The 12,218-nt window shown below is 46.3% G+C and carries 11 protein-coding genes; 2 read left to right on the top strand and 9 right to left on the bottom strand.

Annotated elements, in window-relative coordinates:
- Window positions 1-82 precede the first annotated feature (82 nt).
- The 4 genes from AC121Z_RS03790 to AC121Z_RS03775 all read right to left on the bottom strand — a co-directional run bounded on the left by AC121Z_RS03790 (window position 83) and on the right by AC121Z_RS03775 (window position 2,929).
- Entirely contained in the window at window positions 83-817 is a 735-nt protein-coding gene (locus AC121Z_RS03790) for a DUF481 domain-containing protein (protein ID WP_498126806.1), read from the bottom strand.
- A gap of 80 nt (window positions 818-897) precedes the next feature.
- A complete protein-coding gene (locus tag AC121Z_RS03785) occupies window positions 898-1,704 on the bottom strand; it encodes a DUF481 domain-containing protein (RefSeq protein ID WP_498126804.1) in 807 nt (268 codons plus the stop codon).
- A 12-nt stretch (window positions 1,705-1,716) separates the two neighbouring features.
- Window positions 1,717-2,544: an HDOD domain-containing protein gene (locus AC121Z_RS03780; protein WP_498126802.1), complete on the bottom strand. Its 828-nt coding sequence runs from the start codon at window positions 2,542-2,544 to the stop codon at window positions 1,717-1,719.
- A 100-nt stretch (window positions 2,545-2,644) separates the two neighbouring features.
- Window positions 2,645-2,929 carry a DUF1289 domain-containing protein gene (locus AC121Z_RS03775; RefSeq protein ID WP_498126800.1) on the bottom strand — a complete coding sequence of 95 codons (285 nt, stop codon included), beginning with the start codon at window positions 2,927-2,929 and terminating at the stop codon, window positions 2,645-2,647.
- A gap of 215 nt (window positions 2,930-3,144) precedes the next feature.
- Between AC121Z_RS03775 and AC121Z_RS03770 the strand changes: the two genes are divergently transcribed.
- On the top strand, window positions 3,145-3,561 hold the full coding sequence (locus AC121Z_RS03770) for a hypothetical protein (protein WP_498126798.1): 417 nt from the start codon (window positions 3,145-3,147) through the stop codon (window positions 3,559-3,561).
- Window positions 3,558-3,755, top strand: a complete 198-nt coding sequence (locus tag AC121Z_RS03765; protein WP_498126796.1) for a helix-turn-helix transcriptional regulator — start codon at window positions 3,558-3,560, stop codon at window positions 3,753-3,755. Before AC121Z_RS03770 ends, AC121Z_RS03765 begins: the two co-directional genes overlap by 4 nt.
- 55 nt (window positions 3,756-3,810) lie before the next feature.
- Here AC121Z_RS03765 and lpdA read toward each other — a convergent pair whose 3' ends face one another.
- From lpdA to ampE, 5 genes are all read right to left on the bottom strand, one after another.
- The gene (lpdA, locus tag AC121Z_RS03760) at window positions 3,811-5,232 is read right to left on the bottom strand and encodes a dihydrolipoyl dehydrogenase (RefSeq protein WP_498126794.1); all 1,422 of its coding nucleotides are present in this window, start codon (window positions 5,230-5,232) and stop codon (window positions 3,811-3,813) included.
- Window positions 5,233-5,364: 132 nt separating this feature from the next.
- Window positions 5,365-7,347 carry a dihydrolipoyllysine-residue acetyltransferase gene (gene aceF, locus AC121Z_RS03755; protein WP_498126792.1) on the bottom strand — a complete coding sequence of 661 codons (1,983 nt, stop codon included), beginning with the start codon at window positions 7,345-7,347 and terminating at the stop codon, window positions 5,365-5,367.
- A gap of 20 nt (window positions 7,348-7,367) precedes the next feature.
- Window positions 7,368-10,040 (bottom strand): pyruvate dehydrogenase (acetyl-transferring), homodimeric type, encoded by a 2,673-nt coding sequence (aceE, locus tag AC121Z_RS03750; protein WP_498126790.1) that lies wholly within the window; start codon window positions 10,038-10,040, stop codon window positions 7,368-7,370.
- Between the two features lie 85 nt (window positions 10,041-10,125).
- The gene (locus AC121Z_RS03745; protein WP_498126788.1) at window positions 10,126-10,872 is read right to left on the bottom strand and encodes a GntR family transcriptional regulator; all 747 of its coding nucleotides are present in this window, start codon (window positions 10,870-10,872) and stop codon (window positions 10,126-10,128) included.
- 455 nt (window positions 10,873-11,327) lie between these two features.
- Window positions 11,328-12,218, bottom strand: coding sequence for a beta-lactamase regulator AmpE (ampE, locus tag AC121Z_RS03740; RefSeq protein WP_498126786.1), 891 nt, complete (start codon window positions 12,216-12,218; stop codon window positions 11,328-11,330).

Raw genomic sequence — 12,218 nt, 5'->3', positions numbered from 1 at the left:
GAGCAAAGGCTCTCCTTTTTTATACATAGAATTATCTGCCTAGGTACCAACTGAGTATCAGTCCCTACCTTTCACTATGATCTTAAAAGAAACTGTACACCAAGGTAACCGCAGTTTCTGTATCTAAATTATCAACACCGTCTGCTACGTCACTGTTGTGGTCAAGCTTTAACGAGAGTTTCATTGACAGTGCACCACTGATGGTTGCAGTCAATGCAGATTCTGCGCGAGACTTAGTATTATCGGAACCAATCTCAGTACTGAATGTTTGCGTAAACTTAGACGTTTCTGAGATTAGCCAGGTGTAATTAAACGCACCACGTAAAATGACACTATCTAGATCTTCGCCGGTTTGGCTCTCAGCAAATGAATAACCCGGACCGACACTATAATCAAAGCTACTGGTGTCATCTTCCCACACTTTTTGGTTCCAACCGGCCGCGACAGTCGCTTGGTATTTAAAGTTGCTAAACCGGTCATCTTCATAAGAAGCAAACGCAAAGATGCGATGATCTGGATTTTCTAATTTATAGTTACCTTGTGCCGACGCGAAAAACTTTTGTGCGGAGGTCTGCTCAACTTCTTCACCTAATGCATTAGTCACTGTATCTTGCTTGTATAAGCCTTCGAGCAGATATTCGTTGCTCCATTTTTCCAACTCTTGCTTCGCATTCAGACCTGCACTGGCAGAAGTTGTTTCGGTATTACCCGTGGTGAAAATGAAGCCAAACTCTCCATCCATGGTAAACGAAGAGTCTTCAGCCGCTGTCACATTGAACGCCGCTAATACTGTCGCAGCAATAACTAACTTTTTCATGTCTTTTCCTTTCATTGAATTTGTAACTCCCTCGTTCGCAACGGCACTGCGATTAACTTGGGTATACTTACTTTAACTGATTAAAAAAATTGATAAACCAAGGCCACAGATGTCTCTGTGTCCAAGCTTTTTGTCTGTGCATCATTCAGGCCACTATTATAATTCATAATAAACGACAGCTTCATGGCCAATGAATCCATTATTTTGGCTGAAATCGAGGTCTCAGATCGAGAGCGTGTTGTCGCATCGTTAGCTTCTGTGCTCAAAAACTGTCGTAGCTTAGCAACATCTGATAATTGTTGTTTGTACTCAATTGATGCTCGAATAATAAATCCATGTTTTTCTTCATCCACCGCGCCATCATGCTGTATCGCCACACCATAACCAGGACCAATACTGTAGCGAAATTGATAGGTCTCTTCGTTAATCGCTTTTTGAGCCCAACCGGCAGCTATAGCGGCCTGGTACTTGTAAGCACTAAATCGATTATTATCATATTCACCAAACACGAATAAACGATTATCCGGATCATCAAGCTTGTAATCCATTTGTGCCGTTGCATATATACGCTGAGCCGTCACATCAGTACGACGACCATTATCAGTGTCAACTTTAGCCTCTTTATACAACAACTCTACACGGTATTGATTGCTCCAGCTTACCGTTTCATGAGTCGCATCCAATGCACCTTTTATACTTGACGTATTCGTGTTGCCTGAAGCAGTAATAAATCCTAACTCACCATCCATTTCAAATAGCGGCTCTGCATCCAGCTCGTAATTTACATCAAAATCCAGATCATAAACCGACTTCATAATATTGGCACTGGCTACCGCGGTTCCATGCAGACACAAACAGCTACCCAATAACATGAGGTGTAATTTCATTCAGCTAAACCTTCAACTCAATAACGTGCTTGCAACACGGGCGGTATCACGATTCGTCATTTCGGTTATTGCGGCAATATCTTCATCACTTAAATTTAAGGACGGTTGCGTATCATCAGCCCACAATGCAAGGGAACGATATTTTTCTTTTTGGCTCTGGGACTCAGTCAATTGTGCGGCAAAGGTCATAATAGCCACGTCCTGATCCTGTGCAACGCGGGCTGTATTGTGCATTTGCGCTATCGGGTAATAGATTGGCAAGGGCAGTTTCCAACGTTCCAAAATAGCCCCGCTGCATTGGGCAAACACAAAACCGAGCACTTTACGTTGCTTTTGCCACGGCACACCGTTCTCATTTTCATCGATAATTTGGCGGTATTGCGCGGGCGCATTTTTGGCAATTACGAGCTCCGCTAAACCTTGTAAAATCCCCATTGCAAAAAAACGATCCGTCGCCCGTTTTTTCAATACGCCGGCAGTATTTTTAGCCGCCATTCCGCAATACACTGAATTATGCCAATGGCGATCCATATCAACCAAGTCATTGTCGAAATGCTGAAACGCCAAGGATGCCGTTTCAGCCATCACAATATTGTACAAGGCTTCACCGCCAATCACGGTAATCGCCTTGGTGACAGATTCAATTTGGCTTGGAAATCTAAACAATGCGCTATTAGCTAGGCGTAACACCTTCGCACTTAAGTTTGCATCCACTGCAATCATACGCGCAATATCGTCCAAATCGTGCTTACCGTCATCCAGCATACCGCGCAGTTTTATGCAAACTTGCGGCAGTGTAAATGACTCTGATGCAGAGTCTGCAAAAGCTTCAATTGGCATGTATTACCCCAATACTTAAGATGCCTAAAGTATAGCGATAAAAGCCTTGTGAATTAAGGGTTTTTTGCGCCTTAATTGGATTATTACGGGTAGTTTTGGGTCAACATGATCCGTTATCTCTGGCAAACAGATCAGATTGCTGAGGTTCATCCTGCTGGTCAACTTGAGTTCGCTTTACGGCAGCGTTCGCTCTACGCTTACAGTTTTGCAAGATAATCCGCTTTGCTGCCTCAGAGATTTGTGTCCAATACAGTCGTTCTTCGCGACTACGAAAGCAACCTTTACAAAATCCGCGTTGATTAACCTCACAAACACCGATGCATGGACTCGGCACCGAGAACATTTCGATTTGTTGAAGCTGAGGATTGGGATTTTGTGAACTCATAAAATCAATGTTGCTGCTTCATTATAACTACTATAACGCATAACTTTTGCTGAACGTTAGTTGATTCATACCCCCTGCACTATTACTCAATGTTGCTTGAGACTCATGTCAAGTTTTGATTAATTTATGTCAAATATACTTGACTCAACACTATTGCAAAGCTAGCATTACAAAAAGTAAAGTTTATTTGACTCAACATAGTAAAGGCAAAGCATATGATAAATACAGAATCAAAACCCCTGGAAGAACGGATGCGCGAGTCGAATCGCAGTCTATTTATTTGGACCAGTGCTTGGGTATTAAGTCTCGCAGTGGTTGCGTTCGCGCCCAAATTTATCTGGGACTATGCGCCGACCTATAGTGTTATCGCTATTGGGGTCAATCTGTTTATGGGCTATCGCATGATCATTGCGAATAAGCGCCACTTTGATGGCTTAGATGAGTTACAGCGTCGTATCCACTTCAATGCGATGGCAATATCGCTCGGTGTCAGCATGGTTTTTGGGGCCATTTATGGATTGCTTGAAGCCATCCGGTTAATCTCGTTTAGTCCGAATCCATCCAATATTTTGTTCGTAATGGGGATCAGCTATATTGTTAGTGTCTTCATTGGTTTTAGGAAATACCAATGAAAAATCGACTAAAAGTCCTGCGCGCTGAGCGCGACTGGACTCAAGCAGACCTTGCCAAAGCGCTAGACGTTAGTCGTCAAACCGTAAACGCCATCGAGACAGGTAAGTTTGATCCCAGTTTACCGCTGGCATTCAAAGCGGCACGTATTTTCGAGTGCAGTATTGAGGATATCTTCCAAGATCAATGCAGCTAAGCTTGAGGCAATAAAAAAGCCAGCATGTGCTGGCTTTTTTATTGGAGTAAACGAATTAACGTTTCTTCGCTTTCGGGTTTGGCATATCAGTGATGCTACCCTCGAAGATTTCAGACGCTAAACCGATTGACTCATTCAAGGTTGGGTGAGCGTGGATAGTCAAAGCGACATCTTCGGCATCTGCGCCCATTTCAATCGCTAAACCGATTTCGCCCAACATTTCACCGGCATTAGTACCCACAATGGCACCCCCGATGACGCGACCCGATTCCTTCTCAAAAATCATCTTGGTCAAGCCATCGGTTGCTGCGGAGGCAATCGCACGACCTGAAGCCGCCCAAGGGAAAGATGCGGTCTCGTAGTTAATGCCTTGCTCTTTCGCTTCTTTTTCAGTTAGACCAACCCAAGCGACTTCTGGCTCAGTGTAAGCAACTGAAGGAATGCAACGCGGATCAAAGAAGTGCTTCTTACCAGCAATGACTTCAGCTGCCACATGACCTTCATGTACCGCCTTATGGGCTAGCATTGGCTGCCCAACAACGTCGCCAATCGCATGGATATGCGCAACGTTTGTACGCATTTGCTTATCGACATTGATAAAACCACGGTCATCAACATTGACGCCCGCTTTTTCCGCATCGATCAACTTACCATTTGGCTTACGGCCAACAGCGACTAAAACTTTGTCATAACGGACGGGGTCTGCTGGCGCTTGTTTACCTTCGAAAGTGACGTACAGACCATCATCTTTCGCTTCAACCGCTGTAACTTTGGTTTCCAACATCAAGTTGAATTTGTTTTTCAAGGTTTTGGTGTAAACCTTAACAATATCTTTGTCCGCAGCAGGGATCAGCTGATCGAGAAATTCAACTACGTCAATTTGTGTTCCCAACGCATTGTACACCGTGCCCATCTCAAGACCGATGATACCGCCGCCTAACACCAACATTTTTTCTGGAATGTCGGCCATCTCAAGCGCACCAGTAGAATCAATTACGCGAGGGTCATCCGCAGGAATGAACGGCAACGAGACCGGCTCTGAACCTGCAGCAATAATTGCGTGCTCAAAGGTGATGGTAGTTTTGCCGTCTTTGCCGTCAACTTCGAGGGTGTTTGCGCCTGTGAACTTACCGTAACCTTGCACATGCTGAACCTTGCGCATTTTGGACATACCAGCCAAACCTTTGGTTAGCTGATTCACTACGCTATCTTTCCAGGCGCGAATTTTATCAAGATCGAATTTAGGTTCGCCAAAGGTTACGCCATGGGCAGACAAGTGTTTCGCTTCCTGAATAACCTTAGCAACGTGCAAAAGTGCTTTGGACGGAATACAGCCCACATTCAAACAGACACCGCCAAGAGTTTCACGGGCATCAACGACAACCGCATCTAAACCTAAGTCTGCAGCACGGAACGCAGCCGAGTACCCACCAGGGCCTGCACCTAAGACGACTACCTGAGTTTTTATTTCGCTCATTACGACCTCAAATTTAATTCAAATCAGAATGTCACTGTGTGTGACATAAGTATGCGCAGATTCTAATGTTCTGCGCATCCGAGTGCAAAAATATTAGGTAATTTGTTCAACAAAATACCTATTTTTCCAGTTTTACAGCAGAATTTGGCGTAAATCGCCCAATACACTGCTCAAGTGCACAGCAAACCGTGCCGCGACCGCACCGTCAATAACCCGATGATCGTAGGATAATGACAAAGGTAACATTAAGCGTGGCTCAAACTCTTTACCATTCCACTTCGGTTTCATTTCACTTTTTGATACACCTAATATGGCGACATCTGGCGCATTTACAATCGGTGTAAATGCAGTACCACCAATTCCACCTAAGCTTGAAATAGTGAAACAACTGCCCTGCATGTCGGCCGCTTTTAGCTTACCTTCACGGGCCTTTACACTGATTTCAGTCAGTTCTCTGGACAATTCCAGCACGCCTTTCTTATCCACATCACGTACCACTGGGACAACCAATCCCCCTGGCGTATCAACTGCGATACCAATGTGGTAATACTTTTTCTGGATCAATGATTCACCTGACTCAGACAGTGAGGTGTTGAATACCGGATAGGCCTTCAACGCATCAGCACAGGCTTTCATCATGAACACCAAGGGAGTTATTTTAACCCCGAGTTTGCGTTTTTCCGCCAGTGCGTTTTGCTCTTTGCGGAACGCTTCTAAGTCAGTAATGTCGGCCTCTTCAAATTGCGTAACATGGGGAATGGTAACCCAGTTACGATGCAGGTTCGGTCCAGAAATTTTCTGAATACGTGTCAATGGAATTTCTTCCACCTCACCAAACTTACTAAAGTCAACTTTCGGCGGCGCCAATACTTGCAAACCACCGCCACCAGCCGCTACGTTTGCCCCCGGCGTCAGTTTCGGCCTTGACAATTCGTATTTGACATACGACTGAACATCTTCTTTTAAAATGCGGTTTTTTGCACCTGTACCACTGACTTGGGTTAGATCGACACCAAATTCGCGCGCTAATCGACGGACGGAGGGCGACGCATGTACCTTGCCTGACTTTTGCTTTTCACCTGCTGAAGGGTGATGCGGTACTGGCGGTGGTTTAGGTGCTGCACTACTCGTCTCACTGGCTTCAGCTTTGGGCTCTGATTGACGCTCCTCAGCAACATCCGCTGACGCAGATTCTGTACTGGCGCTGGCGACTTCGAGTAATAACACCAAACTACCTTTGGATACTTTGTCACCCACGCTAACCTTCAATGCTTTGACTGTGCCCGCTTTGGGTGCTGGTACATCCATAGTCGCCTTATCGGTCTCAAGTGTAATGAGGCCATCCTCTTCAGCAACGCTATCGCCTTCCTTGACCAAAACCTCAATGACATCAACGTCACTGGCATCGCCGATATCCGGGACGGTAACTTCAACAACGCTAGAGCCGCTGGCGGCTCCACACGGACTCGATGTTGGCGCTGGTTCATCGGATGCTTGTACCTCCGCGTTTGCAACGTTGCCATTCGAGCTCGAACTTGCCGATTGCGCACCTTTAGCACGCATTTCTAAGATCACGGATCCTTGCGAAACTTTGTCGCCAACACTGACCTTGAGCGTGGTAATGATCCCTGCCTGCGGCGCAGGAACATCCATAGTCGCTTTATCAGTTTCAAGCGTGATCAGGCCGTCTTCTTCCGCAACCTCATCACCCTCTTTAACCAAAATATCGATAATTTCTACATCGCTGGCGTCACCGATATCAGGTACGGTCACCGTTACTGACTCGCTGCTGTCACTTGACGATGCAGGAGTACTGTCATGCGTTGCTTCGGGCTTAGCCGATTCAGAATCACCGGCATCTTCTTGCGGCGCACTGTCGGCATCAACATCAAGCTCAGCCAGCAGGTCGCCTTGCTTAATTTTGTCACCCACTTTGACTTTTAACGATTTAAGTTTACCGGCGAATGGCGCAGGAATATCCATACTCGCCTTGTCGCTCTCAACCGTTACCAATGAACCATCTGCCTCAATGCTATCGCCTTCGGCAGCACAGAGTTCAATGACTTCTACTTCATCATCACCGATATCGGGTACTAATACTTCTTTAATCGACATACTATACTCTCCCTATCGGTTTAAGCGTAAAACGGGTTAGGTTTGTCAGCGTCAATACCAAGTGCATCAGCAGCCTTCGCTAACGCTTTCGCATCAAACGATCCACCTTTATACAACTCATAAAGTGCGGCATAAGCAATGTGTGCACTATCTACTTCGAAATGACGACGTAAATTAGCCCGACTGTCCGAACGTCCGAATCCATCAGTACCTAGAACCTTATAAGTTCCCGGCACAAAAGCACGAACCTGGTCGGCATAATTCTTAATGTAATCCGTTGCCGCAATGGTTGGCCCCGCAAAGCCCTCTTCCAGCACTTCCGTAATGTACGGCTTTTGAGCTTTAGCATCAGGCTTCAACATATTATGACGTTCAACGTCATTACCATTGCGCGCCAGCTCATTAAACGAAGTGACACTGTATACTTGGCAAGCGACCCCATAGTCATCGTGCAAAATTTTTGCCGCGGCCTGTACTTGCAATAGGATCGTACCAGAGCCGAGTAAATTCACTTGTTTCTTGGCGTTAGCGTTGCCTAATCGCTCAAGCGGGTAAATCCCTTTTATAATGCCCTCTTCACAACCTTTAGGCATCTCAGGCTGAACATAGTTTTCGTTCATTACGGTAAGGTAATAAAACACGTTTTCCTGATTCTCCAGCATCCGGCGAATACCATCTTGTACAATCACCGCGACTTCATAACCGAAGGTTGGATCGTAACTGATACAGTTTGGAATTAAGCCAGCCTGAATATGACTGTGACCATCCTGATGCTGCAAACCCTCGCCATTGAGCGTCGTGCGTCCCGCAGTTCCACCGACCAAAAATCCGCGCGTTTGTGAGTCACCAGCAGCCCAGGCCATATCACCCACACGCTGGAAACCAAACATTGAGTAATAAATGTACACTGGCAGCATAGGCAGGTCGTTTAACGAATACGAAGTACCGGCAGCAACAAAGGATGACATCGCACCCAGCTCGTTGATCCCCTCTTGCAGTACCTGCCCCTTTTTATCTTCGCGGTAATAAGCAACCTGATCTTTATCCTGTGGGATGTATTTCTGCCCAGAGTTACTGTAAATACCCACTTGACGGAATAAACCTTCCATCCCAAAAGTCCGAGCTTCATCAGGAATAATAGGCACGACACGAGGCCCTATTTGTTTGTCCTTGAGCATAACTGTCAATACACGTACAAACGCCATCGTCGTAGAAATCTCGCGGTCACCTGAGCCTTTTGTTACCGCTTCAAAAGCTTTCAATGGTGGTGCAGGCAATTCCTCCGAGCTATTGACTCGACGCACTGGCATATAGCCATTTAAGGCTTCGCGCTTTTCGCGCAGATATTTCATCTCCGGGCTATCTTCATCGAACTTGTAATAGTTCAAATTTGCGCAGTCTTCATCGCTCAAAGGAATGTTGAAACGGTCGCGGTATTTCTTAACCGACTCGGTATCCATTTTCTTGACGTTATGGGCAATGTTTTTACCCTCACCCGCTTCGCCCAAACCATAGCCTTTAACCGTTTTCGCCAGGATCACTTGTGGGCGACCAACAGTTTCGGTCGCGCGCTTGTAAGCGGCGTAGACTTTCACCGGATCGTGCCCCCCCCGATTTAGGCGCCAAATGTCTTCATCTGACATATTGGCCACCATGTCTTTCAGCTCTGGGTATTTGCCAAAGAAATTATCGCGCGTATAGGCACCGCCTTTGGCCTTGTAGTTCTGGTACTCACCATCCACGGTTTCGTTCATTACGTCGAGTAATTTACCCGCAGTGTCCCGAGCTAACAAAGGATCCCAATACCGCCCCCAAATGACCTTGAACACTTCCCAGCCAGCACCACGGAAGGTACCTTCAAGCTCTTGAATAATCTTGCCGTTACCGCGCACCGGACCATCCAAGCGCTGTAAATTACAGTTAATCACGAAAGTGAGATTGTCCAGGTTCTCACGTGAAGCCAACCCGATAGCGCCCAAGCTTTCCGGCTCGTCGACCTCACCATCCCCCATAAAACACCACACGCGTTGGTTGGAACAATCTTTCAGGCCACGATTAGTCAAGTATTTGAGGAAGCGAGCTAGATAAATCGCTTGCATTGGGCCCAGTCCCATCGATACCGTTGGGAACTGCCAAAAGTCAGGCATGAGTTTAGGGTGTGGATAGGACGAAACACCTTTTCCATCAACCTCTTGGCGGAACATGTCCAATTGTTCTGCACTTAAACGACCTTCGATGAAAGCACGTGAATAAATACCTGGCGAGACATGCCCTTGCACGAATAAAAAATCACCGCCATTGTCTTTAGTCGGAGCACGGAAAAAATGATTAAAGCCAACATCGTATAGCATTGCGGAAGAAGCAAAACTCGAGATATGCCCACCGAGCTCAAGATCTTTTTTGGAACCCCGCAATACCATCATTAGCGCATTCCAACGGATCGCATTCCTGATCTTTGTTTCAATGGTTTGATCGCCAGGCATCGTCGGCTCTTGGCCTGCTGGGATACTATTGATATAGGCAGTCGTAGCATCATAGGGTAGATGAGCCCCATTGCGACGCGCTTTTTCGATCAAAGACTCAAGTAAAAAGTGGGCACGTTCAACACCTTCATTTTCCAGAACCGATTCTAATGAATCGAGCCATTCCTGCGTTTCTTGAGGGTCTTGGTCGTGCTGCATCATTTCTGACATGGTGCCGTCCTATCGTTGACTAACTGTATTATTCACTCTGGATAAGCCTAGCGCATTCGCTCGTTTTTTGCGGCTGAATGTGCGGCTAGTCCGTCTCTATTCTTCTAAGCGCCCGCTGCATCCGCAGATCACGCTGATTAATTTTTAACAATGTGGTTTCAATAAAAGCCAAATGTGCATTACTCGCGGTACGGGCAAGGCCAGGGTCGCGCTGAATAATCGCAGTCACAATTTTCTCGCGTTGCAAGCGAATTTCTGTAGCCACATTCGGTTGTTGTGCCAACATATCCAAGTTACGTCGGATGTTTTCAATCAACATCGATTGCATTGTGCGCATTACATGCACTAAAACCATATTGTGGGATGCGCGCGCCATGGTTAAATAAAATTGCCCCAATGCTTGCGCCTGACCACTTGTGTCTGCCTCACTTGATTGGTTTACTTCCTGTAAAGCCTGTTCAAGCGCAGCATCATCCTCTTTTTGCCCGCGCAGAGCTGCATAGTAAGCAGCCATACCTTCAAGCGCATGGCGAAACTCTAATAAGTCAAATTGGGTTTCTGGTCGCTCTGCCACTAATGCCAGTAAGGGGTCTGTCATCGCAGCGTTTAATTTCCGATTGACGAACGTACCACCGCCTTGACGTCGGGTGACTAAACCTTTGGCCTGTAAATTCTGAATGGCCTCTCGTAAAGAAGGTCGCGATACTTCAAACTGGGCTGCAAGTTCACGCTCAGACGGAAGCTGCTCACCCGCTAACCAGGAGCCATCTAAAATCATGCTCTCTAGCTGTTCGGTGATCACATCTGAGATTTTTTGTCGCGCTTGCAACATAGTCCCTACCTATATGCTGAGTAATTGTTAAAATTTAAACAATTTACAGATAAATGGTAATACCATTTAACCTATTAACCGCTAAGTTTAGGTTACTCGTCCATATAGGTAAATGTTTTTTCTGCAAAAAACCAAAGGCGAGTTCAGGTGACCCGCTATACATCAGCGAAAATAGGGCTTTACAAGTGATCCGACCTGATCCAATGAGCCCCTCAATGGATTCCACATAAGCCCTATATAGCGCTTACGGTGGGTGGCACCATTAAACATAAGAACGGTCCACTACTGAAACTGGAAAATCAAACACCTAAGCTGCATGCAGTAATTTTTGCCAACGTTAAACGCAGACCATTGCCCTCAGAGTAGCAAGAGACTGAGCACGCGATGCGCCTATTCATTGTCTGGAGTTGAGCCAACCAGGATGCAGTGGCTTAAATTGAGTCAATGGCTCAGGTTTAGAGCCATCCCGCTAGAGTCAATACGGATACAACCATCACCATCAAAACCATATTGCGCTTCGCTAACTTAACTAACACTTTTGGCTCTTCACAGCAGCTGTAAATATCGGCGCCCGCTGCTATCGGCACGGCTTCGGTATCTTCCGCAGCTTTAGATACTCGGCAAAGTAGGGTTTTGGCTGATACTGCAGGGTCCAGCAACAGACCAGCCCATACCGAAAACGCCCGTGCAAAGTGACCAACCAATAGAAAGCCCAGCGAAATAATTCTTACCGGCAACCAGTCAACCCAATGGACTAACGTTGTTGTAGACTTCACCCATTCCGTCGGTTCGATAGATTCTGTATTACACGATGCGCTCTCTTGCTCCTGTTGCCGAGTGAATTGCAAGAATGCTGTGCAGGACACATAAAATACGGCGCCCGCGGCACCAAAGAAAGCAAAAAACACCAATACGGCGGCGTAATGTGTGTAGTTCAGCCATACCAGTTGCTGTCCAAAACTTTCATTCCCACTGTTGGTACTTGAACTATGACCCAACGTGCGCGCATGTAATTCACAGGCCATTAAGTCACCACGATTTGCCGCTTGTAAAAAACCTCGGTAGGCTGATCGTAAATGTGGGCAACCAAAACACAGCAATAGGATCAGGGTATTAGTGATCAAACTCAACAAGCCTGAACCCATTACATCCAGCAGTAACATTACCCCCAAAGCAGGAATAAAACACAGGATGAAAACTTGCCAAAGCGCAGCTGAAGAAGCTATCCACCCTTGTTGTTGAGCCCAATTAAAGTAGCGGTGCAGATGATACTGCGCTCGCCATCCTTCAGTTTGTGCAGTCACCCGTTCTATGACTAGTGCCAATAATAAACTGATTAATGTCAT

The sequence above is a fragment of the Alteromonas sp. DYW1 genome, assembly GCF_059752595.1.
This window is presented reverse-complemented; position numbering and strand designations above follow the sequence as displayed.